Origin of the sequence: Primorskyibacter flagellatus (genome assembly GCF_014638275.1) — a bacterium.
In the GTDB taxonomy this organism is placed as follows: Bacteria; Pseudomonadota; Alphaproteobacteria; order Rhodobacterales; family Rhodobacteraceae; genus Pseudooceanicola; species Pseudooceanicola flagellatus_A.
On sequence record NZ_BMFJ01000001.1, the window covers coordinates 2,625,562 to 2,647,368 of the forward strand.

The window sequence follows — 21,807 nt, forward strand, 5'->3', positions numbered from 1 at the left end:
TCATCTTGCCGAAGATACTCACGGCACTCCGCTGACGCCGGGCGGGAGTCAGTAGAAGGCGGCGGCGTTGTTGGCGAGGATGATGCGCAGCGCGTAGAGCCCGATCAGCACGACCAGAGGCGCGAGGTCGAGCCCGCCCATGGGCGGCAGGATGCGGCGGATCGGGCCGTAGATCGGCTCCATCAGCCGGTTCAGACCATACCAGATCTGCCCCACGAGTTGCTGGCGCACGTTCAGGACCTGGAATGAGATCAGCCAGCTCATGATCACATGGGCGATCACGAAGAACCACACGATGTCGAGGATCAGCATGAGGATCTGAAAGAGCGACTGCATCCATGGTCTCCTGTTGCGGGCTGTGCCTACCTATGGGCCGGTGCCGATTTGTGCAAGTGCGGCGTGGCAAATGAGGTGACGCAGGGTTCGAAGTTGACCTTCGCGTCAACGCGGAGAGAGTGCGCCGCAGGAGGTGGCCCATGTATCCGTTCCTGCGCCTGACCAAAGAGATCATCAAGTTCCGCAACGCCCCGCCGCTCGGGATGTGGGACGTGCATGTCAGCCATCACCGGATCTGGCCCTGGGACCTCGACTTCATGTCCGAACTGAACAACGGGCGGACACTGTCGATCTTCGATCTCGGACGGATCCCCTTTGCCATGCGGTCGGGCCTGTTCAAGGTGCTGCGCAAGCGGAAATGGGGGCTGACGGTGGCGGGCAGCATCGTGCGCTACCGGCGGCGTCTGACCAACCTCGAGCGGATCGAGATGCAGTCGCGGCTGCTCGGCTGGGACGAACGGTTCATGTATATCGAACAGTCGATGTGGACCAAGGACGGCACCTGCGCGAACCACGGCATCTTCCGCACCGCGCTGGTCGGCAACCGCAAGATGGTGCCGACGGCGGATGTGGTGGCCGAACTGGGCCGCACCGCCGAACCGCGTCACCTGCCCGACTGGGTCGCGGCGCTGTTTGCCGCCGACGACAGCCGCCCCTGGCCGCCGGAAAAGGTCTGACACCCGGCTAAGACCGCCGTTACAAATGATTTTGTTGCCCCGCGCCGCCTTTCCGCGTCATATCGCCGGAAACGGGGGACAAAGATGACGCTGCGCAAACGGATCTGGGGCTGGTTCTTTTTCGACTGGGCCAGCCAGCCCTACAACACGCTGCTCATCACCTTCATCTTCGCCCCCTACGTCAAGGAACTGATCGGCGACGGCGCACAGGCGCAGGCGGCCTGGGGGTTCGGGATCGGGCTGGCGGGGTTCCTGATCGCCGTGCTCGCCCCCGTGCTCGGCGCGATCTCCGACGTGTCGGGCAACCGGATGCGGTGGATCTGGGGCTTCTCGGTGCTTTACGTCGCGGGGGCCTGGATGCTGTGGTACGCGGCGCCGGGGGACTTCAACCTTTATGCCACGCTGTTCTGGTTCGGCATCGGCATGATCGGGATGGAGTTCGCGACGATCTTCACCAACTCCATGCTGCCCGACCTCGGCACGAAAGAGGAGATTGGGCGCATTTCCGGCAATGGCTGGGCCTTCGGCTATGCGGGCGGGCTGGTGACGCTGGTGCTGATGCTGGTGCTTTTCGCCGAAAACGCCACGACGGGGCGGACGCTGATCGGCATCCCTCCGATCTTCGGGCTGGACCCCGAGGCGCGGGAGGGCACGCGCTTTGTCGGGCCGCTGACGGCGATCTGGTACGCGGTGTTCATGATCCCGTTCTTCCTTTATGTGCGCGACCCCAAGCCGGTGAAGCCGCCGAAAGGGGCGGCGCGGGCGGCGCTGAAAGGCCTGAGGGGGACCATTGTTAACCTTCCGAAGACGCCGTCGCTCTTCGCCTATCTCGGGTCCTCGATGTTCTACCGGGACGCGCTGAACGGGATGTATTTCTTTGGCGGCATCTATGCCTCGGGCGTTCTGGGCTGGTCGGTGGTTTTCATCGGGGTGTTCGGCATCGTGGCCATCATCGCGGGCGCGGTCTTCGCGGTGATCGGCGGGCGGCTCGACGAACGGTTCGGGCCGAAGCCGGTCATCACGGTCTGCATCCTCGTGCTGACCTTCGTCGCCGGGTCGATCGTCTTCGTGTCGCGCACGTCGGTCTACGGCATCCCGGTGGCGGAAACCTCGATGCTGCCCGACATCACCTTCTTCGTCTTCGGCGCACTGATCGGTGCGGCGGGCGGCGTGATCCAGTCCGCCAGCCGGACGATGATGGTGCGCCAGGCCAATCCGGCACGCATGGCCGAGGCGTTCGGGCTTTACGCGCTGGCGGGAAAGGCGACCTCCTTCCTCGCCCCGACGCTGATCGGGATCGTCACCACCATCAGCGGGTCGCAGCAAATCGGCGTGTCCCCCCTGATCTTCCTCTTTCTCATCGGGCTGATCCTGCTAGCATGGGTCAAGCCCGAAGGAGAACCGTCCCAATGGTCAGAATCCCCGCCCTCGTCCTGACGATCCTGCTTGCCGCCTGCGGAGGGCGGAGCACGCCGGAACAGACGCAGGTGTCCTCGAAACAGGAAATCCCGGCGTCGATGCAGGGCAAGGCCGCCAAGCAGTTCTTCGGGGCCGCCGCCGCCGGGTCGCAGAACCGTCCGCAGGCCTATGGCGGCTATTCCAAGGGCTGTCAGGACGGGGCCGTGCAACTGGCGGAGTCCGGGCCGACCTGGCAGGCGATGCGGCTGTCGCGGAACCGGAACTGGGGCCAGCCGGAGATGATTTCCTACCTGCATGATCTCAGCCGCAAGGCCGCGGCGCAGCCGGGTTGGGCGGGGCTGTATATCGGGGATATCGCGCAGCCGCGCGGCGGGCCGATGACCTCGGGCCATGCCTCGCACCAGCTTGGTCTGGACGCGGACATCTGGATGCTGCCGCCGAAGCGCCTGAACCTCAGCCGGGCGGAGCGGGAGAGCCTGTCCTCGATCTCCATGCAGCGGGCCGGGGGGGCCTACGTGAATTCCGACTGGACGCGGCAGCATCACGAGGTGCTGAAAGCCGCCGCCTCCGACCCGCGTGTCGCGCGGATCTTCGTCTTCGCCGGGGCGAAGGTGCAGATGTGCAACGACGAGAAAGGCGACCGGAGCTGGCTGCGCAAGATCCGGCCCTGGTACGGGCACCACTACCATTTCCACGTGCGTCTGAACTGCCCCAAGGGGGCGAAGGGCTGTGTCGACCAGACCCCGCCGCCGCCGGGCGACGGCTGCGCGGATGCGCAGCAGTGGGTCAACAACATCCTGAACCCGCCACCGCCGAACCCGAATGCCCCCAAGCCGAAACCGCGCCGCGACCTGACCATGGCCGACCTGCCCGGACAATGCGTCTCCGTCCTGCAGTCGCGCTGATCCTCTGGGCGCTGGCCGCCTGCTCGTTCGTCGTGACCCCCGGCTTCGGGGCGACGAGCACGGCCATCGACAGCAAGGTCGGCCGGATCGGCGGTCTTTCGGGGATCGAGGTCACTGACGGCGGGGCCGGCTTCGTTGCGATCAGCGATGCCGGTTACGTCGTGCGCGGAACGATCACCCGCAGCGGCGGGCGTCTGACAGGCGCGGTCGTGACCGAACTGATGCCGCTGCGCGACAAGAACGGCAAGGCGCTGGATCGCGGCAAGGGACGCGGCGATGCCGAGGGGCTGGCGATGGAGCCGTCCGGTCGCCTGCACGTGTCATTCGAGGGGATGAACCGCGTGCTGGCCTACGATTCCGGCGACAAGGGCCTGCTGCATCCGCCGCTGCCCAAGGTGCCGGGGCTGGGCTCGAACGCGGGGTTCGAGGCGCTTGCGGTGGACGACCAGCGCCGGCTCGTCACCGTTCAGGAGGAATCGCCGGACGGTGACCCCACCCCGATCCTGCGGCTGGAGCGCGGACGCTGGCGCGAGGTCGCCGCGCTGGTCCGCAGCGGGGACTTCCGGCCGACGGGCGCGGATTTCGGACCGGACGGCGCGCTCTACCTGCTGGAGCGGGAGGTCCGCACGCTTGGCTTCCGCTCCCGCATCCGCCGGATCGACCTGTCCGAAGGCGGGACGGTCGAGGGCACCGTCGTCTGGGCGCCGCCCATATCCTGGGGCAATCTCGAAGGGCTGTCGGTCTGGACGGACGAAGAGGGGCAGACGCGCATGACCATGGTGGCCGACGACAACTTCCTGTCGATCCTGCCAGGCGGTCTGGTGGAGATTGTGCTGGACAACTCAGGCCGGGGCCTGTAGCTGCCCAACCCGCGCCATGGGGGCGCACAAGTCTCCGCGACCTTGTCTAAAAAACGGACCGTAAACATGACCCGCATTCTTCCCGGCGTTCTCGCCATGGCCGCCGTCGTTGTGGCCTCCAACATCCTCGTCCAGTTCCTGTTCGGCCAGTGGCTGACCTGGGGCGCCTTCACCTATCCGATCGCCTTCCTCGTCACCGACGTCATGAACCGCGTCTACGGCGTCGCCAGCGCCCGCCGCGTCGTGCTGGCCGGTTTCGTCGTCGGCGTCGCCTGTTCGCTGATCGGCACGCAGATCATGGGCGAATTCGGCCCGCTGGTGACCCTGCGCATCGCGGTCGGATCCGGCCTCGCCTTCCTGACCGCGCAGCTGATGGACGTCGCCATTTTCGACCGCCTCCGCGCGGGGTCGTGGTGGCGGGCGCCGCTGGCTTCGACCCTCGTCGGATCGGCGCTGGATACGGCGATCTTCTTCACCGTCGCCTTCTCCGGAGCCCTTGTTTTCCTGGAGCCGGGCAATGACGTGAGCTGGGCGAACGAGTCGCTGCCGCTGCTCGGCGTCGGGCCTGTGGCGCCGCTCTGGGTGTCGCTTGCCGTGGCGGACTGGCTGGTCAAGCTGGCCCTCGCCATCGTGGCTCTGCTGCCTTTCCGTGCAATTGTCAGAAAACTTTCACCAGACCTTGCGTGAAATGTTTTGACACACACGAAATCTGTGGCACCCTTTGATTATCGGAAACAGATGAAAGGAGGTGCTCTAGTGTCTATTGAGGCTTTGGAGAGAGGTGTCGGAACAGTCTGGAAGGGGAAATCCTGAGGCAGCCCTTGGGGTGACATTGACCAGATTGGTGCACGCCTAACCGGCGCACCTCCTGAACTCGAGGGGGCTATCCGAACCGATCGGATAGCCCTTTTGCTATCTTTCCCGACCGGTCAAAAATGACCGGATTGACGATTTGGGTCATTTGGTCATTTTTCATGCTGCGCATCACAGATCAGATATCGATCGAGGACTGGGAGATCACGGAGCAGTTCGTCCGCGCCTCCGGCCCCGGCGGTCAGAACGTGAACAAGGTCTCCTCCGCCGTCGAGCTGCGGTTCGAGGCGGAGCGGTCTCCGTCCCTGCCGGAGCCCGTGAAGCGGAGGCTGCGGCGGCTCGCCGGGCGGCGCTGGACCAAGGACGGCGCGGTGGTGTTGCAGGTGTCGGAGGAACGCTCCCAGGCCCGCAACCGGGAGATCGCGCGGGAGCGGCTGGCGGAGTTGGTGCGGAAGGCGCTGGTCGCGCCGAAGCGGCGGATCCCGACAAAGGTCTCGGCCAACCAGAAGCGGAAGCGGGTGGAGGCGAAGAAGGCGCGGAGCGAGGTGAAGGAGGGGCGGGGGTGGGAGAGGTAGGATTGTCTCAAGATATTGGCGAATCAGGTACTTTGAGGCACCGATACACAGGCTCTCAGTATCTTACCGGAGACTGTAGGAAAACTTACAAGCCATTGTTTTCCGTATGCTAACAGTGGTCCATGGTACTTGTCGTGGTTCATCGTACGCATCGTTAAGTAATTTGGAACCAAACGCTGCGATTTTCGTTGACTTACCGAGGCTTAAAAGGCCTACTTGAAGTGAGGGTAGTACTTATGCCTTCACGATGGCGACATCTAGCTTGAGGTTAGAGATCTAGTTGCCATATAACAGCCCGACAACGGGACGCTACTAAGGAGGCCTGTCTTGCTGAAGAAATTCCCAACCAAGTTTATGAAGCCTGGTCGCCCGTAACGCTTGGCGCCAAGCTGACATAACCTCTAGAGACGTACTCGTCATGTACGACTTTTGAGACCTCGGACGGAAGCGGCTTAAGGTAAACCTTGAGCCGCTTTTTTGTTGCCAACGAGGATATGATGTCTATTCCTTTTGCCTGCATCGCGGCATCACCAGACAAACGACCAACATGCACATAAAAGAAACCGCACGTTTCCGCAGCCTCCCACCAACTGTACTCCTTTGAAGCCATAAACTCTCCCAAGCCAATTTCCAGCAACTCGTCCACTATACTGTTCAGTTGCCCAATAAGCATTGAGCTAGGGCACTCTCCAAGCAAAATAGCCCGTGACGTTTGCGCATAAATTTGCCCGTTCAAGAGATTTAAGTAAGGGTGCAATGTTTCGAAATCACTCTTAAAGTCTGACAAATCCTTACCATCAAGCTCCCTAACAAAGATAAGCGCCCTATTCACCAGTTGAATTGCCAAATCCACAGAAGATAAGGCCGCGAAAATCTCCGATTTTTGAGTGCTCGACTCAAGAGGAGCATTTAGCCTATCCAAACACTTCTGAACAGTTGGCTCATATATCCTCCATTGACCAAATGAGTCTTCGTTGTAGGAGAAAGCCAAGAAATGCGCCTTGGAAAACCTCAGCTTTGAAGATAAAATAAGCTTGTAATCTTCATCAACTTTTCTTCTAAGTATCTCGTACAAACCCACTCCAGCGATCCCAGCTACAGCTGCAAGTATCGTAAGAACTGTGGCAAAAATACCAATGAACTTTCCGTAAATCTCCTGCTTAACTGCCAATAGAGCTAGCTGTGTCTCATCAGTAATTGGAGTAACCACCAGCGTTCTATTCAAATTCACAGAAACGTAGAGAGAGCCGAAAGCCAAAGCGAGTGATAAACAGCACAAACCACCAAATACCCAGAAACGCCTCGGAAAACGAGACAACATCTTCTTTCCACCAGCAATCATTCAACGCACCTCTCTCAAAAAAGCTATCCCAGCGCAATTGTCGGCTATCATACCAGCAAATTTGAGCTGACCTGCTCCCCCACCCCAAACACCCGCTTATACCTAGCGATCTCCCCCTCCGGCCCCATGGCCTTCTCCGGGTTGTCCGAGAGCTTGACAGTCGGCCGCCCGTCCGCCGCGACCGCCTTGCACACCAGCGAAAACGGCGCCAGGGCGTCCCCGGGCACCAGCCCCCGGAAATCGTTCGTCAGCAGCGTCCCCCAGCCGAAGGACACCCGGACGCGGCCGGAGAACTGCCGGTGGAGTTCCTCTATCTTCTCCACATCCAGACCGTCGGAGAAGATGACGAGCTTGTCGCGGGGGTCCTCTCCGCGGGCCTTCCACCAGTTGATTGCCGTCTCGGCCCCGGTGGCGGGGTCTCCGGAATCGATGCGGATGCCGGTCCAGCCGGCAAGCCAGTCGGGGGCGTTCCTGAGGAAGCCGGCCGTGCCGTAGGTGTCGGGCAGGATAATGCGGAGGTTTCCGGAATGCTCCTCGTGCCAGTCGGCGAGGACGTCGTAGGGGGCCCGGGCGAGCGCGGCGTCTCCGTCGGCGAGGGCGGAGTAGACCATCGGGAGTTCGTGGGCGTTGGTGCCGACGGCCTCGAGATCGCGGCGCATGGCGATGAGGCAGTTGGAGGTGCCGGTGAACTTGGGTCCCAGCCCCTCGATCATCGCCTGCACGCACCAGTCCTGCCAGAGGTGGGAATGCCGCCGCCGCGTGCCGAAGTCGGCGATGCGGAGGCCATCGATGTCGCGCAGGCGTTCGATCTTTTCCCAGATCTTCGTCATCGCGCGGGCGTAGAGCACCTGCAGTTCGAAGCGGCCCATGGTGTCGAGGATGGCGCGGCCGCGCAGTTCCATCAGGATGGCAAGGGCGGGAATTTCCCAGAGCATGACCTCGGGCCACTTCCCCTCGAAGGTCAGTTCGTACTGATCGCCGACGCGTTCCAGGTGGTAGGGCGGGAGGCGCAGGGCCTCGAACCACTCCATGAAGTCGGGGCGGAACATCTGGCGCTTGCCGTAGAAGGTGTTGCCGCGCAGCCAGGTGGATTCCCCGCGGGTCAGGGAAAGGGAGCGGACATGGTCAAGCTGTTCGCGCAGTTCGCCTTCGTCGATCAGGTCGGCGAGGGGGACGTGTCTGGAGCGGTTGATGAGGGAGAAGGTGACGGTGGTGTCAGGCCGGTTGCGGAAGACCGACTGGCACATCAGGAGCTTGTAGAAATCGGTGTCGATGAGGGACCGGACGATCGGGTCGATCTTCCAGCGGTGGTTCCAGACGCGGGTGGCGAGGTCGGTCATCGGGCACTCCTTCACGGGCCCGGCGACTAAAGCAAGCGGCCCCCGGCTTGTCCAGCCGGGGGCGCGAGATGGCGGGGCGGCCTGTGCGGCCGGGGGCGCGGGCGGATTACAGGTTCATGCCGCCCGAGGCCTCGATCCGCTGGCCGGTGATCCAGTTGGAGGGCGACAGGACCAGCGCCGCCATGGCCGGGCCGATGTCGGAGGGCAGACCGACGCGGCCCAGGGCGGTGACCCCGGCGACATGGGCGTTGAGGTCGGCATTGTCGCGGACGGCGCCCCCGCCGAAGTCGGTTTCGATGGCGCCGGGGGCGAAGGCGTTGACGGAGATGCCCCGGTCGCCCAGTTCCCTCGCCTGATAGCGGGTCATCACCTCTACCGCGCCCTTCATCGCGGCGTAGGCGGAATAGCCGGGCATGGAGAACCGCGTCAGTCCCGAGGAGACGTTGAGGATGCGCCCGCCGTCCGCGATCAGGGGCAGGAGGGTCTGTGTCAGCAGGTAGGGGCCCTTGAGATGTTCGCCGTACATCCGGTCGAGCGAGTCGGCGTCGGTATCGGCGTAGGGCACGAAGACGCCCGAGCCCGCGTTGTTGATCAGCCCGTCGATGCGGTCGCGCCCCATCCCGGCGAGGGCGTCGCGCAGGGTGTCGGCGAAGGTCGCGAAGGTTCCGGGCTGCCCGATGTCGAGCCTGAAGGCGCGGGCCATGCGGCCCTCTGCCTCGACCGCGGTGACGGCGGTGGCTGCCTGCGCGGCGTTGGAGTGGTAGGTGAGGATCACATCCGCCCCGCCAGCGGCAAGGGCGAGGGCAGCCGCGCGTCCCAGGCCGCGCGAGCCGCCGGTGACGAGGATCAGGGGAGATTGGGTCATGTCGGGTCCTTTCGATCAATCCGATGCTCCGGTATCTGCGGCCCGACGCCGCGGATTGCCTGCCGGTTCCTCGGCAGGATCTGCCCGATCCTCCGAAACTCGGGTCACGGCACTTTGCCTGCACCGCCTGCGCGGGGTAGAACGGGGCATGACGACGACCACCCCATTTGCCGACCTTCACGCCGGACTGGCCGCGGCGGTACTGCGCCATGCGGATGCCGGGGCGATGCCGGAGGAGCCGACGGAGACGGCCCTGCCCGGCCTGTTCCTGACCCGCGCGCGGGCGCCGCAGAAATTCGACCTGACGTGGTACGAGCCGGTGTTCTGCCTGGTTCTGCAGGGGCGGAAGGAAAGCGATCTGGGCCACCGGCGCGTGCATTTCGCCGAGGGGACCTCGCTCATCATCGGGCTGGAGATGCCGGCCGTGCCGGAAGTCACCGTGGCGAGCGCGGGGAAGCCCTATCTCGCTGTTGGCGTGGGGATCCGGCTGTCCCTGCTGCGGGAACTGGCGGCCGAGATCGGGCCGGACCGTCTGCAGACGGCGCGGGAAGACGCCGTGTCATCGGGGGCGGCGGAAGAGGAGATCGTGGATGTCTGCCGCCGGATGGTGGCGGCGTTGGACAGCCCGGTCGCGGCACGGACCCTTGGCGAGGGGCTGCTGCGCGAGGTCCATTTCCGTCTGCTGCTGGCGGAACACGGCGGGATGCTGCGCGAACTTGCCATGGCGGACAGCCAGGTCAGCCGGATCGCCCGCAGCATCGCGGTGCTGCGGCGGCGGTTCCGCGACAAGGTCACGGTCGGCGAACTGGCCGCCGAGGCCGGGATGAGCGCGTCGAGTTTTCACGACAGGTTCCGCAGCGCCACCGGGTCGACCCCGCTGCAGTACCGCAAGCGGCTGCGGATGATCGAGGCGCATCGGCTGCTGGCGCAGGGGCGGGCGGTCACGGAAACGGCGTTCTCCGTCGGGTACGAAAGCCCGACGCAGTTTGCACGGGAATTCAAGGCGGAATTCGGCGAGCCGCCCTCGGCCCGGCGCGGCGTTCTGGCGGGGGCTGCCTGAGGCGGTCCTTACCGGATCTCGACCCCGGCCTGCGCCATCCCTTCCATCGCCGCCTTTAGCGACCCGTCAAGGTCGATGCCGCGGCAGAGGTCGGTGCGCACGGTGACCTTGAAGCCGAGCCGCGCCGCGTCGACGGCGGAGAAGTTCACGCAGAAATCCGTTGCCAGCCCGACCATCGTCAGGTCGTCGATGCCGCGGGTTCTCAGGTAGCCCTCCAGCCCGGTCGGGGTGCTGTGATCGTTTTCGAAGAAGGCGGAGTAGCTGTCGATCGCCGGATCGAAACCCTTGCGGACCACCAGATCAGCGCGGTCCGTCGTCAGGTCGGGGTGGAACTGCGCCCCCAGTGACCCCTGAATGCAGTGGTCGGGCCAGAGCACCTGCGGGCCGTAGGTCATTTCCGTCATGTCGAAGGGCGATGCACCGGGATGGGAGGAGGCGAAGGAGGAATGCCCCGCCGGATGCCAGTCCTGCGTCAGGATCACCGCCGGGAATTCGGTCATCAGCGCGTTGATGCCGGGGACGATGGCGTCGCCTTCCTGCACCGCAAGCGCCCCACCGGGGCAGAAATCCGTCTGGACGTCGATGACGATGAGCGCGCGTGTCATGTGGTTTTCCTTCCCCGGACCCGGCGGACCGTAGCAGGCGGGGGGCGGGCGTCAATCTTGGTGCGCCGGTGCAGGGGCGGTGTGCCGCCGCCCGCGATGGACGGGGGACGATGGTGGCTTACCTGTCTGGCAACACAGGAGATGAGACATGAGCACACTGAACATCGTCGGACTTGTCGGGTCCCTGCGCCGCGGCGCGTTTACCCGGCAGATGATGGAGACCCTGCCCGACCTTGCACCCGAAGGCATGCGGATCACCCTTGCCGACATCGGCCACCTGCCCTTCTACAACGAGGATCTGAAAGAGGACGGCAAGGGCCCTGAAGCGGTGCGCGCCTTCAACCGCCTGATCGGAGAGGCCGACGGTCTGATCGTCGGATCCCCGGAATACAACCGGTCGCCCCCGGCGGTGCTGAAGAACGCGATCGACTGGCTGTCGAAGGAACCGGAGGCGGTGCTGGCGGGCAAGCCGGTGATGATCGCCACGCAATCGCCCGGCCAGCTTGGCGGGATCCTGTCGAACTATCACCTGCGGCAGGTGCTGTCGGTGACCGGAGCGATCTTCATCACCGGCGGAGAGGTCGCAATCACCGGCATCGGCAAGAAGGTTTCGGACGGGAAGATCAGCGATACCGACACGCGGGATTACCTGACCTCGCACCTGCGCAGGCTGTCGGCACTGATCGAGGCGCATCGGTAAGCGGTTTCGCCAGCCGGGCGGGCGGCCCGCCACTTGCGCGCGGGGCAGACGGGTCGTAGATCGCGGGGCATGTTCACCGTCGCCGCGCTTTATCATTTCACCCGGTTTCCCGACCCGGCCGCCCTGCGCGGGCCGCTGCTGGACCTTTGTCTGGCAGAGGGGGTGACGGGAACGCTGCTGCTGGCCGGCGAGGGGATCAACGGCACCATCGCAGGCACGCGCGCCGGGATCGACGCGGTGCTGGCGCATGTCCGTGCCCTGCCCGGCTGCGCGGGGCTGGAGTGGAAGGAAAGCACAGCGGCGGACCAGCCCTTCGGCCGGATGAAGGTCCGCCTGAAGAAGGAGATCGTGACCATGGGTCAGCCGGATGTCGATCCGCTGGCCCGCGTCGGCCACTATGTTGACCCGGCGGACTGGAACGCGCTGATCCGGGCGCCGGACGTGGCGGTGATCGACACCCGCAACGACTACGAGGTCGCGATCGGCACCTTCGAGGGTGCGGTGGATCCGCAGACCGAGAGCTTCCGTGATTTCCCGGCGTGGTGGGAGGCGAACAAGGCGCGGTTCCACAACAAGCGGATCGCGATGTTCTGCACCGGCGGTATCCGGTGCGAGAAGTCGACGAACTATCTGCTCGGCCAGGGGGTGGAGGAGGTCTATCACCTGAGGGGCGGCATCCTGAAATACCTCGAGGAAATCCCCGAGGCAGAGAGTGCCTGGCAGGGCGACTGCTTTGTCTTTGACGGCCGCGTTTCGGTCGGGCACGGGCTGGCGGAGGGGCCGCACGAGCTCTGCCACGCCTGCCGCCGCCCGATCCTGCCCGAGGACCGCGCGCGCCCGGGTTACGAGCACGGGGTGTCCTGCCATCTCTGCGTCGATCGGACCTCTGACGCGGACAAGGCGCGGTTCCGGGAGCGGCAGAAGCAGATCGCCCTGGCGCGGCAGCGCGGCGAGCGGCATCTCGGACGGGCGGAGGGCTGAGGGACGCGCCTTGCGGCGCGCGGCCTCCGGCGAGGATATTTCGGAGGCAAAAGCGCGGGCGGCGGCGCGCCCTGCCCCGGTCAGGCCAGCACGGCCCCGGCGCGGCGGGTGCGCAGCAGGATCATCAGCACGATGCCGAAGTTCAGCAGGTTCCAGGCGATGCCGTTGACGAAGGCGAGGAAGTAGCTGCCCGAGACGTCGTAGATCCAGCCCGACATCCAGCCGCCAAGCGCCATGCCGACGATGGTGGTCATGATGACCAGCCCGACCCGCGACCCGGCCTCGCGCGCGGGGAGGTATTCGCGCACGATCACCGCGTAGCTGGGGACGATCCCGCCCTGGGAAAGGCCGAAGATGGCGGAAACGAGGTAGAGCGAGGTCAGGCCGCCCGACGGCAGGTAGAGCACCAGCGCCATGGTCTGCAGGGCGGAGCCGATGAGCAGCGTGCGCACCCCTCCGATCCGGTCGGCGACGAGGCCGGAGACGACGCGGGACACGACGCCGCCAAGCAGCATGAGGGAGAGCATCTGCCCCCCGACCGCCGGGCCGTAGCCGAGGTCGACGCAGAAGGCGACGATATGAACCTGCGGCATCGCCATCGCGACGCAGCAGCCGATCCCGGCCAGTCCAAGCAGCAGGGTCAGGGCGTTCGGCGAGAAGCCCGAGGATTTGGCACGCGCAAGGCTGATGCGGTCGGACTGGGCGGCGGCCTCGTCCGGCAGCCGGCGGCGGAGGAAGAGCGCGCCGGGGATGACGGTGACGAGGAGGACGATGCCGAGCACGGTGTAGGCGGCGCGCCAGCCCCCCGTCGCAAGAACGCCCGACAGGACCAGTGGCCAGAACGCGCCGGAGAGGTAGTTGCCAGACGCGATCAGCGCCACCGCGATGCCGCGCCGCTTCAGGAACCAGAGCGAGACGTCGGCGATCAGGGGGGCGAAACAGGCGGCGGCCCCGAACCCGACGGCGAGGTGCAGCAGCGTGACCGGCAGGATCCCCGGCATAGCCGCCGCGCCGAGAAAGCCGAGCGCCTGCATGACCGCCGCGCCGATCAGGGCGTAGGCGACACCGTAGCGGTCGACGATCCGGCCGATCAGCCCGTTGCCGATGGCGAAACCCGCCATGGTCAGCGTGTAGGGCAGGGTCGCGTCCGCGCGGGCGAGCGAGAATTCCGACGCGATGGAGGGCAGCACGACGATCACCGCCCACATGCCGACGTTGCCGACAATGGCGATGGCCAGCGACAGCATGAGCCGTCGCCAGGAATATCCGCTGTCGAGAATGTCCTCGTCTCCCATGGCGCGGACGCTAGGGCCGCCCCCTGCCCTCCACAATCGGAAAATCGGTGCGCAGAAGCGCAGTTGCGGCTAGCGTCGGGTGCAAAGGGAGGCCTCTCATGAAACTCATCGATCTAGCCCGTCCGCTGGAGAACACGCCCCATGCCGACCCGCCGGGGCTGGCGCCGGCGATCACCTATCTGTCGCATGACCAGACCGCCGACATGATCCTGAAGTACTTTCCCGGCGTGACGCGCGACGGATTGCCGGGTGGCGAAGGCTGGGCGGTGGAGCGGATCCAGGTCTCGACCCACAACGGCACGCATCTGGACGCGCCCTATCATTACCATTCGACGATGGACGGCGGGGCGCGGGCGATCACCATCGACGAGGTGCCGCTGGAGTGGTGCATCGGGCCGGGCGTGAAGCTGGACTTCCGGCATCTGCCGGACGGGCATGTGGTTACGGAGGACGAGGTCGCGGAGGAGTTCGACCGGATCGGGCATGACCTGCAGCCGGGCGACATCGTGCTGGTGAACACCGCCGCCGGGGCGGCCTATGGCACGGCAGAGTACGTGGCCACGGGGTGCGGCATGGGCCACGCGGCGACCTGCTGGATGACCGAGCGGGGGATGCGGGTCTGCGGCACCGACGCCTGGAGCTGGGATGCGCCCTTCGTGCACACGGCCCGGAAGGTGGCGGAAACCGGCGATGCCTCCCTGATTTGGGAGGGGCACCGGGCGGGGATGGTGCGCGGTTATTGCCACATGGAGAAGCTGGCCAATCTCGACCAGCTTCCCGCGACCGGGTTCCAGGTGCAGTGCTTTCCGGTGAAGATCAGGGCGGCCTCGGCCGGGTGGTGCAGGCCGGTGGCGATGCTGCCCTGACCGGTCAGGTCATGCGGGACAGCAGGTTTGTCTTCCACCAGACCTGGTGGACGATGACAGCCGCGATATGCAGGACGACGATGATCTGGAGCAGGGTCGTCATCGTTTCATGCGCGCCCGCCGCCGCGCCGACCTGGCCGAACCACGCGACCAGACCGGACAGGGGGATCAGGATCAGCAGGGCATAGATCGCCCAGTGGGCCAGTTTCGACAGGGTGCGAAACGGCGCGGGTTCGGCCACGGGCGGGGGCGGTACGCCGTCGCGCAGGCGCAGGACGATCCGGGCGAGGGCCAGCAGCAGGACAGCAGAGCCGATCACGACATGGGCAACGGAGGTCACGGTCCAGGGCATCGCGCCGGTGTCCATCAGGGTGTGGAACAGGCGGCCCATGGCGTCGAACAGAAAGTACTGGAAGACCAGCAGCAGGACGACGGCCCAGTGCAGCGACTTCTGCAGGGCGGTGAAGCCCGCGGCGGCGGGGGTTGCGGTTGCGGTCATCCGGGTCTCTCCTTCGATCTTGTCGGAAGGTGATACGCGCGGGCACGGCGGTTCTGTCGCGGGGATGCGTCCACAGCAGGGCCGGATCGCTGCAAGGGCGAGGATGCGGATTGCGTGTTGGGGGAAACTGGTCGGAGTGAGAGGATTCGAACCTCCGACCCCCTGCTCCCGAAGCAGGTGCGCTACCAGGCTGCGCTACACTCCGACCGTGAGGCTGCGGGGTAGCGCCTTTGCCTCAGCTTGGCAAGGGGGTTTTGGCCGGGTTTTCCCGATTCACCCGGGGTGTCACGGACGGCGGGCCGGGAGGGGGACGGGGACCTCCTCCTCCGCCTTGCGACCGGCTTCTCGGAACACGATGTAGAGCCCCGATCCGATGATGAGCACCGCGCCGATCAGCGTCGGCCCCTCGGGCCATTCTCCGAAGAAGACAGCGCCGAAGAGCGTGCCCCAGATCAGCTGGGAATACTGCATGGGCGCGACCAGCCCGGCCTCTCCGCGCTTGAAGCCCTCGATCAGGCAGAGCATGGCGGAGAAGCTGAGAAAGGCGAGGATGGCGAGACCGCCGAAGGTGGCCCCGGTCAGCGGGCGGAAGTCGAACGGCAGGACAACGGCGAGGATCAGCACGATGCCGAGCATCGGGTAGAGGATCATCAGCGGCAGCCGTTCCTCGGGCCCGATGCGGCGGGCAGTGATGTGGACCATGGCGTTCCCGGCGGCGGAGAGCAGCGCGGCGACATGACCCAGACCGATCGGCGCGGAGCCGGGCTGAAGCACCACGATCACGCCGATCAGCCCGACGATCACCGCCGAGGCGCGTCGCCAGCGCAGGGTTTCGCCCAGGATCGGCACGGCGAGCACGGTGATGATGAGCGGGGCGGCGAAGAGGATGGTGTAGGTTTCGGCCAGCGGCAGGACGAGGAAGGCATAGAAGGCGCCAAGCGTGGCGACCAGCACCGACAGGACGCGCACGGCCATCCAGCCGGGATTGGCGGGGCGCAGGGTGCCGGGGGATGTGTCGGCGATCAGCAGGGCGACCACGAAGGGAATGCCGAGCAGGTAGGCGAAGAAGGCGATCTGCACCGCCGGCAGCCCGGCGCCGAGCGCCTTTATCAGCGCATCATGGGCGGAGTAGAGCGCGCAGCCGGCGAGGGCGAGCAGGATGCCTTGGATATTGCGGGACATGGGGGCTCCGGAGGCGTGGTCGGGTCCACCCTTGGCGGAGGAGCCCTTCGGGGGCAAGAGGTTGATGTTTGCGGCACGCTCGGGTCTGATCGGGTGCGGCTATGGAGGGGACGACATGAAGATCGCGATCATGGGCGCCGGGGCGCTTGGCGGGTATTTCGGCGCGCGGCTGGCGCAGGCGGGGCATGACGTCTGGTTCATCGCGCGCGGCGCGCATCTGGCGGCGATGCAGGCGGGCGGGCTGCGGGTCATCAGCCCCAAGGGCGACATGGTGCTGGACCCGGTGCAGGCGGTCGGCGATCCGGCAGAGGTCGGGGTGGCCGACGTGGTGCTGTTCATGGTCAAGAACCGTGACGTGGAAAGCGCGGGAGACCAGATTCACCCGATGCTGGGGCCGGAGACCTTTGTCGTCACCTGCCAGAACGGGGTTTCGGCCTGGGAGCGGCTTGGCACGGCAATCGGAGCGGAGCGGGTGGTGCCCGGCGTGGCGCGCATCCCTGGCGAAATCTCCGAACCCGGCGTTATCCGCCATACCGCGCCGATGGACACGCTGATCTTCGGAGAGACCGACGGGTCGCGGTCCGCCCGCGTGGACCGGCTGCACGAGGCGCTTGCGGCAGCGGGGACGACTCCGGTGGTGGCGGGGAACATCCTGCACGAGCTCTGGGGCAAGTTCTGTTCGCAGAGCGCGCTGGCCACGCTGACCACCCTGATGCAATGCGACATCGGCCCGATCCGCGACTGCCCGGAGTCCGCCAAGCTGTTCCGCGACGCGATCGCAGAGGCGGAGCGCGTCGGGCGCGCGGTGGTGGACGGCCTGCCGGAGGACATGCTGGAGCGGGACTGGGCCTTCGTGTCGAGCCTGCCGCCGACGATGCATGCCTCCATGCTGGACGATTTCCGGCGCGGGAAGCCGCTGGAGCACGAGTATCTGAGCGGCGACGTCGTCCGGCTTGGCGCGCGCCACGGGGTTCCTACGCCCATCCATTCGGTGCTGTATGCGGCGCTGAAACCGGCGGCGGACCGGCTGGCGGCGGGGTAGGGTCGCCGCGGGTATGACGATCCGGGGAGCGTCCGGGTGTTTTCGTTCGCCCCTTTCCTGACCTTCCCCTTCACCCCCTCCGTGACCCGCCCCCCTCGCAGGGGGTGGGACGCGCATCGGGCGGGTGTTTCGCGCGGGCCCCTACCGGATCACGCCGCGCAGGCGCAGGATGGGGCCGATGCGCAGGGCGGCGGGGGTGCCGACGCGGGAGCGCGAGCGCAGGACGGGCGTGTTGTCGGACACCCCGGCGCGGCTTTCGCGGAACACGATGTAAAGCCCGCTGGCGATCACGATCCCCGCGCCGATCAGCGTCGTCCCCGAGGGGATTTCGCCGAACAGCAGGGCGCCGAAGATCAGGGCCCAGAGGATCTGGGAATACTGCATCGGCGCGATCAGCGCGGCCTCTGCATGGCGGTAGGCGAGGATGATGCAGGACATGGCGCAGAAGGCCAGCAGAGCGATCAGCGCCACCTTGCCGAGGTCGGCGACCGGCATGGGTTCGTAGACCACCGGCAGCATCAGCCCCATGACGAGGAAGTTCGCCACCATGGGGTAGAGCAGCAGCACGACGCTCCGCTCCTCGCGCCCGATCCGGCGCACCACGACCGAGGCGAAGGCGCCGCAGATGGCCGACACCAGCGCGGCGAGGTGGCCAAGGGTCAGCTCCGCCTGCCCGGGCTGCAATACGACGATGATGCCGGACAGGCCCACCACGATCGCCAGCCCCCGCCGCAGGCGCACCCGTTCGCCCAGCACCGGGATGGCCAGCAGCGTGATGAGCAGGGGGGAGGCGAACATGATCGCATAGGCATCGGCCAGCGGCAGGACCGAAAAGGCGTAGAAGGCGCAGATGCTGGCCAGCACTGCGGCGATGGTGCGGGCGATCACCCATTTCGGATGCACGGGAAGCAGGGTCCCGGCGGTCGCATCGCGCATCAGCACGACGGTGGTGATCGGGAAAGAGAAGAGAACGGAGAAGAAGATCACCTGAAACGGCGCATAGGTTCCGCCAAGCGTCTTGACCACGACGTCATGGGTCGAGAACAGCGCAAAGGCGAGAAGGGCAAAAAGGATGCCGGGAAGGGGTCCGCGCACGGGCTGGCTCCTTGCTTTGCGTCAGTTTTCTCCCGCCGTGCAGGGTGCGGGGTGGCCGCGACGAGGTCAACCCGGTGCGCCCGCTTTCGGCGGAGGGACGCGGTTCGCCCTGTGGCGACGCGACGACCTGCCGGATATCGCGCCGATTGTATACGTGTGCCGCGGTTTCCGGCTGATGACCCCGACGGAGCACATCGGGACCTTACGCAACGTAACTCTCACCCTACCCTTCGGCAGTTCGCATGCCCGTGCGCGGCCTATTTCGAATTTTCCGATGTCTGGCGAACGCCCCGGCGAAGACCCTTGGGCCGGGGACGACGATTTGAAAGAAAGGTCCGATATGTCCCGTTCATTCCGTATCCGCGCGACGCGCCTGCTTGCCGCCTTCATCCTGGGCCTGACCGGGCCCCTGTCTGCCGCACAGGCCGCCGTCATCATCCAGAGCGCCAATGTCTCCGACCCGAAATCGGTTCACGCCCAGATCGACGGCGCGTCGCTTGTCGGGATCAACGACGTGAACGAGGCGATCAAGTCCGAAAGGCCGCCGGAATTCTTCCGCTATTTCGAAAAGTTCGACACGACGCTCGGAACGCTCGACAGCGTGACATGGTCGGGCTTTGCGCGGCACATCGTGGAAGTGGAGAATTTCGCGGCCTGTTTCGGAGTCGGCGGGATTCCCGGCGTCAGTTGCTATATCAAGACCGAAGCCAAGTCGTCGCAGTTCAATCACCTGTACCTGTTCCGCGGCCCCGGTTTCGGGACGATCACCGCGTTCGACGGGACGGATTTCAAGACCGGGATTTCCGCCAACGCCAACGTCGGTACGCTGGCGACTCCGTTTGCCTGTATCTTTTCCCTGCCAAGCTGCCAGAGCAGCGGTTCTGCGAGCAGTTCCGCCTCTTTCTCGTTCGAGGATACCTATCTCGACGCCTATCTCAAACCGCTCACGCCCTCTGCGGATTTTCGCGAGGACAGTGTGGCGATGATCGTCAATTCGGACCTGCTGCTGCAGGTGACGACGACCTGCCGCGCCTACGCGGTCTTCGGCGTCTGTCAGAGCCTTTCGGACGCCTCGTCGGTCACCGACATCCAGGTGCAGCTGACCCATAACTATACGCCGTTCGCAACGGCTGTGCCCCTGCCCGCCGCGGGCTGGGGCCTAGCGCTGTCGCTGGCGGCGCTGGCCGGGCTGCGGCGCAGACGCCGGCGGTTCTGACCGCCGGCAGATGCCGCCGGGGTGTCAGAGCGAGGCGTCGAGCGCCTTGATCACCGCATCGCCCATTTCCGTCGTGCTGGCCGGGGTGATGCCGTCCTCGTTCAGCAGGTCCGCCGTGCGGACGCCCGAGGCGAGCACGTCGTTGACGGCCTTTTCCAGCCGGTCGGCCTCGTCCCCCATGTCGAAGGAGTAGCGCAGCGCCATGGCGAAGGAGAGGATGCAGGCGCAGGGGTTGGCCTTGCCCTGCCCCGCGATGTCCGGCGCGGAGCCGTGCACGGGTTCGTAGAGCGCCTTGGGGCGGCCGTTGTTCATCGGTGCGCCGAGAGAGGCGGAGGGCAGCATGCCGAGCGATCCGGTCAGCATCGCGGCGAGGTCGGAGAGCAGGTCGCCGAACAGGTTGTCGGTCACGATCACGTCGAACTGCTTGGGCCAGCGGGTCAGCTGCATCGCGCCGGCGTCGGCGTACATGTGGCTGAGCTCGACCTCGGGGTAGTCCTTGCCGACCTCGGTCACGACCTCGCGCCAGAGGATGCCGGACTCCATCACGTTGGCCTTTTCCATCGAGCAGAGCTTCTTGCCGCGCTTCATGGCGAGGTCGAAGGCGGAACGGGCGACGCGGTCGATCTCGCTCTCGGTATAGCGCTGCGTGTTGATGCCGACGCGTTCGTTGCCTTCCTCGAAGATGCCGCGCGGTTCGCCGAAATAGACGCCGGAGGTCAGTTCGCGCACGATCATGATGTCGAGGCCGGCGACCACGTCCTTCTTGAGTGAGGAGAAGTCGGCCAGCGCGTCAAAGCACTGGGCCGGGCGGAGGTTGGAGAAGAGGTCCATCTCCTTGCGCAGGCGCAGCAGGCCGCGCTCGGGCTTCACGGAGAAGTCGAGGTTGTCGTACTTCGGGCCACCCACGGCACCGAGGAGGACGGCGTCGACCTCCTGCGCCCTGGCCATGGTGTCGTCGTGCAGGGGCGTGCCGTGCTTGTCGTAGGCGCAGCCGCCGACCAGATCCTCGGAAACATCGAAAGCGATGCCGCGCTTGGCTTCGAACCAGTCGATGATCTTGCGGACCTCCGCCATGACCTCGGGGCCGATGCCGTCACCGGGCAGGATGAGAAGCGAGGGATTGGGCATGGGTCTGGTCCTCCTGAAGGTGCCGCAAATGGCTGCTGTAGCGGGGTAAACCGGCGCGGCGACAGGGTCAAGGAAACCCCGGCTTATCGGATCAGAAGGGGGGCGAGGCCCTGCACCAGCATCTCCCAGGCGAGCGCGACGCGGGGGGTGCGGCGCAGGGTTTCGTGCGCGGCCAGCCAGACGGGCAGCGCGGGGATGTCGAGGTCGGGCAGGACGCGGGTGACCAGCGGATCGGCGTCGCCAATGGACTGCTGGCCGAAGCCGATTCCGCACCCCGCGCGGACCATTTGCCAGTAGGTCACCTGATCGTCGCAGCGCAGGGCGAAACTGCCCTGCTCCGCCTCCAGCCCCATGTCGCGCATGGCCCGCAGGATCAGATCGGAGCGGTCGAAGCCGATCACGTCATGCGCGGCAAGGTCGGCGAGGGTTTGCGGATGCCCCCTGCGGTCGAGGTAGTCCTGCGCCGCATAGGCTCCGACGGCCAGCGCGCCGAGGCGGCGGGTCACGATTTCCTGCTGGTCGGGGCGGTACATGCGTACGGCAATGTCGGCGTCGCGGAACAACAGGTTCTCCGTGGTGTCGGAGGGCAGCAGCACGATCTCCAGCCCCGGCGCGGCCTCGCGGATTCGGGACAGGATCGGCGGCAGGTGGTGAAACGCGACGATTTCGGAGGCCGTGATGCGCAGCGCGCCGGTCAGCCCGTCACCCATCCCGGCGGTGGCGAGGGCCAGCGCGCCGAACCCCTCGGCCATGCGGCGCGCGGCGGGCAGCAGGGCTTCGCCCTGTTCAGTCAGGATCAGGCCGCGCGGCTGGCGGTGGAAGAGGTCGAGACCCGTCGCCTCCTCCAGCCGCCGGATCTGGCGGCCGAGCGTGGGCTGTGACTGGTCCAGCGCCCGGGCGGCGGCGGAGAGCGATCCGGTCTCGGCCACGGTGACGAAGGCCTGGATCAGCGACCAGTCGAGGGTCCGGAGGTCCTGCGGCATCTATTCAGTTCTGAATGTCAGAC

At 65.9% G+C, this 21,807-nt stretch carries 23 protein-coding genes and 1 tRNA gene; 12 read left to right on the plus strand and 12 right to left on the minus strand.

Annotated elements, in window-relative coordinates:
• Positions 1 to 48: 48 nt before the first annotated feature.
• A complete protein-coding gene (locus IEV87_RS12975) occupies positions 49 to 336 on the minus strand; it encodes a YggT family protein (RefSeq protein WP_188478085.1) in 288 nt (95 codons plus the stop codon).
• 140 nt (positions 337 to 476) lie between these two features.
• On the opposite strand from IEV87_RS12975, the gene IEV87_RS12980 reads away from it, so the two are divergent.
• The 6 genes from IEV87_RS12980 to arfB all read left to right on the plus strand — a co-directional run bounded on the left by IEV87_RS12980 (position 477) and on the right by arfB (position 5,585).
• Positions 477 to 1,013 carry an acyl-CoA thioesterase gene (locus IEV87_RS12980; RefSeq protein ID WP_188478086.1) on the plus strand — a complete coding sequence of 179 codons (537 nt, stop codon included), beginning with the start codon at positions 477 to 479 and terminating at the stop codon, positions 1,011 to 1,013.
• An 84-nt stretch (positions 1,014 to 1,097) separates the two neighbouring features.
• Positions 1,098 to 2,450 (plus strand): MFS transporter, encoded by a 1,353-nt coding sequence (locus IEV87_RS12985; protein WP_188478087.1) that lies wholly within the window; start codon positions 1,098 to 1,100, stop codon positions 2,448 to 2,450.
• Positions 2,423 to 3,337, plus strand: coding sequence for a penicillin-insensitive murein endopeptidase (gene mepA / locus IEV87_RS12990; RefSeq protein ID WP_188478088.1), 915 nt, complete (start codon positions 2,423 to 2,425; stop codon positions 3,335 to 3,337). Before IEV87_RS12985 ends, mepA begins: the two co-directional genes overlap by 28 nt.
• Positions 3,310 to 4,197 carry an esterase-like activity of phytase family protein gene (locus IEV87_RS12995; protein WP_188478089.1) on the plus strand — a complete coding sequence of 296 codons (888 nt, stop codon included), beginning with the start codon at positions 3,310 to 3,312 and terminating at the stop codon, positions 4,195 to 4,197. Before mepA ends, IEV87_RS12995 begins: the two co-directional genes overlap by 28 nt.
• A 66-nt stretch (positions 4,198 to 4,263) precedes the next feature.
• The gene (locus IEV87_RS13000; RefSeq protein WP_188478090.1) at positions 4,264 to 4,884 is read left to right on the plus strand and encodes a queuosine precursor transporter; all 621 of its coding nucleotides are present in this window, start codon (positions 4,264 to 4,266) and stop codon (positions 4,882 to 4,884) included.
• 287 nt (positions 4,885 to 5,171) lie between these two features.
• Positions 5,172 to 5,585 carry an alternative ribosome rescue aminoacyl-tRNA hydrolase ArfB gene (gene arfB, locus IEV87_RS13005; protein ID WP_188478091.1) on the plus strand — a complete coding sequence of 138 codons (414 nt, stop codon included), beginning with the start codon at positions 5,172 to 5,174 and terminating at the stop codon, positions 5,583 to 5,585.
• A 352-nt stretch (positions 5,586 to 5,937) separates the two neighbouring features.
• Here the strand turns inward: arfB and IEV87_RS13010 are convergent, their stop codons facing one another.
• The 3 genes from IEV87_RS13010 to IEV87_RS13020 all read right to left on the minus strand — a co-directional run bounded on the left by IEV87_RS13010 (position 5,938) and on the right by IEV87_RS13020 (position 9,132).
• Complete coding sequence (locus tag IEV87_RS13010; RefSeq protein WP_188478092.1) at positions 5,938 to 6,927, minus strand: hypothetical protein; 990 nt, start codon at positions 6,925 to 6,927, stop codon at positions 5,938 to 5,940.
• Positions 6,928 to 6,974: 47 nt separating this feature from the next.
• Positions 6,975 to 8,267: a nicotinate phosphoribosyltransferase gene (gene pncB, locus IEV87_RS13015; RefSeq protein WP_188478093.1), complete on the minus strand. Its 1,293-nt coding sequence runs from the start codon at positions 8,265 to 8,267 to the stop codon at positions 6,975 to 6,977.
• 106 nt (positions 8,268 to 8,373) lie between these two features.
• Positions 8,374 to 9,132 carry an SDR family NAD(P)-dependent oxidoreductase gene (locus IEV87_RS13020; RefSeq protein ID WP_188478094.1) on the minus strand — a complete coding sequence of 253 codons (759 nt, stop codon included), beginning with the start codon at positions 9,130 to 9,132 and terminating at the stop codon, positions 8,374 to 8,376.
• A gap of 148 nt (positions 9,133 to 9,280) precedes the next feature.
• Here IEV87_RS13020 and IEV87_RS13025 point away from each other — a divergent pair, with 148 nt between their 5' ends.
• On the plus strand, positions 9,281 to 10,192 hold the full coding sequence (locus IEV87_RS13025) for an AraC family transcriptional regulator (protein WP_188478095.1): 912 nt from the start codon (positions 9,281 to 9,283) through the stop codon (positions 10,190 to 10,192).
• An 8-nt stretch (positions 10,193 to 10,200) separates the two neighbouring features.
• On the opposite strand, the gene pncA is transcribed toward IEV87_RS13025, so the two are convergent.
• The gene (gene pncA, locus IEV87_RS13030; protein WP_188478096.1) at positions 10,201 to 10,797 is read right to left on the minus strand and encodes a bifunctional nicotinamidase/pyrazinamidase; all 597 of its coding nucleotides are present in this window, start codon (positions 10,795 to 10,797) and stop codon (positions 10,201 to 10,203) included.
• 148 nt (positions 10,798 to 10,945) lie between these two features.
• On the opposite strand from pncA, the gene IEV87_RS13035 reads away from it, so the two are divergent.
• Together IEV87_RS13035 and trhO are read left to right on the plus strand one after the other, a co-directional pair.
• Entirely contained in the window at positions 10,946 to 11,497 is a 552-nt protein-coding gene (locus IEV87_RS13035) for an NADPH-dependent FMN reductase (protein WP_188478097.1), read from the plus strand.
• Between the two features lie 69 nt (positions 11,498 to 11,566).
• Complete coding sequence (trhO, locus tag IEV87_RS13040; RefSeq protein ID WP_188478098.1) at positions 11,567 to 12,478, plus strand: oxygen-dependent tRNA uridine(34) hydroxylase TrhO; 912 nt, start codon at positions 11,567 to 11,569, stop codon at positions 12,476 to 12,478.
• Positions 12,479 to 12,558: 80 nt separating this feature from the next.
• Here the strand turns inward: trhO and IEV87_RS13045 are convergent, their stop codons facing one another.
• Entirely contained in the window at positions 12,559 to 13,773 is a 1,215-nt protein-coding gene (locus IEV87_RS13045; RefSeq protein ID WP_188478099.1) for an MFS transporter, read from the minus strand.
• A gap of 98 nt (positions 13,774 to 13,871) precedes the next feature.
• Between IEV87_RS13045 and IEV87_RS13050 the strand changes: the two genes are divergently transcribed.
• Positions 13,872 to 14,639 carry a cyclase family protein gene (locus IEV87_RS13050; RefSeq protein WP_188478100.1) on the plus strand — a complete coding sequence of 256 codons (768 nt, stop codon included), beginning with the start codon at positions 13,872 to 13,874 and terminating at the stop codon, positions 14,637 to 14,639.
• Positions 14,640 to 14,643: 4 nt separating this feature from the next.
• On the opposite strand, the gene IEV87_RS13055 is transcribed toward IEV87_RS13050, so the two are convergent.
• The 3 genes from IEV87_RS13055 to IEV87_RS13065 all read right to left on the minus strand — a co-directional run bounded on the left by IEV87_RS13055 (position 14,644) and on the right by IEV87_RS13065 (position 16,320).
• On the minus strand, positions 14,644 to 15,138 hold the full coding sequence (locus IEV87_RS13055) for a cytochrome b (RefSeq protein ID WP_188478101.1): 495 nt from the start codon (positions 15,136 to 15,138) through the stop codon (positions 14,644 to 14,646).
• Positions 15,139 to 15,266: 128 nt separating this feature from the next.
• Positions 15,267 to 15,343, minus strand: a tRNA-Pro gene (locus IEV87_RS13060).
• 80 nt (positions 15,344 to 15,423) lie between these two features.
• Positions 15,424 to 16,320, minus strand: a complete 897-nt coding sequence (locus IEV87_RS13065; RefSeq protein WP_188478102.1) for a DMT family transporter — start codon at positions 16,318 to 16,320, stop codon at positions 15,424 to 15,426.
• 115 nt (positions 16,321 to 16,435) lie between these two features.
• Here IEV87_RS13065 and IEV87_RS13070 point away from each other — a divergent pair, with 115 nt between their 5' ends.
• Positions 16,436 to 17,362, plus strand: coding sequence for a ketopantoate reductase family protein (locus IEV87_RS13070; protein WP_188478103.1), 927 nt, complete (start codon positions 16,436 to 16,438; stop codon positions 17,360 to 17,362).
• 141 nt (positions 17,363 to 17,503) lie between these two features.
• Here IEV87_RS13070 and IEV87_RS13075 read toward each other — a convergent pair whose 3' ends face one another.
• Positions 17,504 to 18,457: a DMT family transporter gene (locus tag IEV87_RS13075; protein WP_188478104.1), complete on the minus strand. Its 954-nt coding sequence runs from the start codon at positions 18,455 to 18,457 to the stop codon at positions 17,504 to 17,506.
• Between the two features lie 340 nt (positions 18,458 to 18,797).
• Between IEV87_RS13075 and IEV87_RS13080 the strand changes: the two genes are divergently transcribed.
• A complete protein-coding gene (locus IEV87_RS13080; RefSeq protein ID WP_188478105.1) occupies positions 18,798 to 19,673 on the plus strand; it encodes a hypothetical protein in 876 nt (291 codons plus the stop codon).
• A gap of 24 nt (positions 19,674 to 19,697) precedes the next feature.
• Here the strand turns inward: IEV87_RS13080 and leuB are convergent, their stop codons facing one another.
• Positions 19,698 to 20,801 carry a 3-isopropylmalate dehydrogenase gene (gene leuB, locus IEV87_RS13085; protein WP_188478106.1) on the minus strand — a complete coding sequence of 368 codons (1,104 nt, stop codon included), beginning with the start codon at positions 20,799 to 20,801 and terminating at the stop codon, positions 19,698 to 19,700.
• A gap of 83 nt (positions 20,802 to 20,884) precedes the next feature.
• The gene (locus IEV87_RS13090; protein ID WP_188478107.1) at positions 20,885 to 21,784 is read right to left on the minus strand and encodes a LysR family transcriptional regulator; all 900 of its coding nucleotides are present in this window, start codon (positions 21,782 to 21,784) and stop codon (positions 20,885 to 20,887) included.
• Positions 21,785 to 21,807: the final 23 nt, after the last annotated feature.

What these genes read in the sequence shown, in the direction of transcription:
- IEV87_RS12975 (WP_188478085.1), bottom strand. Translation starts at nt 336, where the DNA reads ATGCAGTCGCTCTTTCAGATCCTCATGCTGATCCTCGACATCGTGTGG.
- IEV87_RS12980 (WP_188478086.1), top strand. Translation starts at nt 477, where the DNA reads ATGTATCCGTTCCTGCGCCTGACCAAAGAGATCATCAAGTTCCGCAAC.
- IEV87_RS12985 (WP_188478087.1), top strand. Translation starts at nt 1,098, where the DNA reads ATGACGCTGCGCAAACGGATCTGGGGCTGGTTCTTTTTCGACTGGGCC.
- mepA (WP_188478088.1), top strand. Translation starts at nt 2,423, where the DNA reads ATGGTCAGAATCCCCGCCCTCGTCCTGACGATCCTGCTTGCCGCCTGC.
- IEV87_RS12995 (WP_188478089.1), top strand. Translation starts at nt 3,310, where the DNA reads ATGCGTCTCCGTCCTGCAGTCGCGCTGATCCTCTGGGCGCTGGCCGCC.
- IEV87_RS13000 (WP_188478090.1), top strand. Translation starts at nt 4,264, where the DNA reads ATGACCCGCATTCTTCCCGGCGTTCTCGCCATGGCCGCCGTCGTTGTG.
- arfB (WP_188478091.1), top strand. Translation starts at nt 5,172, where the DNA reads ATGCTGCGCATCACAGATCAGATATCGATCGAGGACTGGGAGATCACG.
- IEV87_RS13010 (WP_188478092.1), bottom strand. Translation starts at nt 6,927, where the DNA reads ATGATTGCTGGTGGAAAGAAGATGTTGTCTCGTTTTCCGAGGCGTTTC.
- pncB (WP_188478093.1), bottom strand. Translation starts at nt 8,267, where the DNA reads ATGACCGACCTCGCCACCCGCGTCTGGAACCACCGCTGGAAGATCGAC.
- IEV87_RS13020 (WP_188478094.1), bottom strand. Translation starts at nt 9,132, where the DNA reads ATGACCCAATCTCCCCTGATCCTCGTCACCGGCGGCTCGCGCGGCCTG.
- IEV87_RS13025 (WP_188478095.1), top strand. Translation starts at nt 9,281, where the DNA reads ATGACGACGACCACCCCATTTGCCGACCTTCACGCCGGACTGGCCGCG.
- pncA (WP_188478096.1), bottom strand. Translation starts at nt 10,797, where the DNA reads ATGACACGCGCGCTCATCGTCATCGACGTCCAGACGGATTTCTGCCCC.
- IEV87_RS13035 (WP_188478097.1), top strand. Translation starts at nt 10,946, where the DNA reads ATGAGCACACTGAACATCGTCGGACTTGTCGGGTCCCTGCGCCGCGGC.
- trhO (WP_188478098.1), top strand. Translation starts at nt 11,567, where the DNA reads ATGTTCACCGTCGCCGCGCTTTATCATTTCACCCGGTTTCCCGACCCG.
- IEV87_RS13045 (WP_188478099.1), bottom strand. Translation starts at nt 13,773, where the DNA reads ATGGGAGACGAGGACATTCTCGACAGCGGATATTCCTGGCGACGGCTC.
- IEV87_RS13050 (WP_188478100.1), top strand. Translation starts at nt 13,872, where the DNA reads ATGAAACTCATCGATCTAGCCCGTCCGCTGGAGAACACGCCCCATGCC.
- IEV87_RS13055 (WP_188478101.1), bottom strand. Translation starts at nt 15,138, where the DNA reads ATGACCGCAACCGCAACCCCCGCCGCCGCGGGCTTCACCGCCCTGCAG.
- IEV87_RS13065 (WP_188478102.1), bottom strand. Translation starts at nt 16,320, where the DNA reads ATGTCCCGCAATATCCAAGGCATCCTGCTCGCCCTCGCCGGCTGCGCG.
- IEV87_RS13070 (WP_188478103.1), top strand. Translation starts at nt 16,436, where the DNA reads ATGAAGATCGCGATCATGGGCGCCGGGGCGCTTGGCGGGTATTTCGGC.
- IEV87_RS13080 (WP_188478105.1), top strand. Translation starts at nt 18,798, where the DNA reads ATGTCCCGTTCATTCCGTATCCGCGCGACGCGCCTGCTTGCCGCCTTC.
- leuB (WP_188478106.1), bottom strand. Translation starts at nt 20,801, where the DNA reads ATGCCCAATCCCTCGCTTCTCATCCTGCCCGGTGACGGCATCGGCCCC.
- IEV87_RS13090 (WP_188478107.1), bottom strand. Translation starts at nt 21,784, where the DNA reads ATGCCGCAGGACCTCCGGACCCTCGACTGGTCGCTGATCCAGGCCTTC.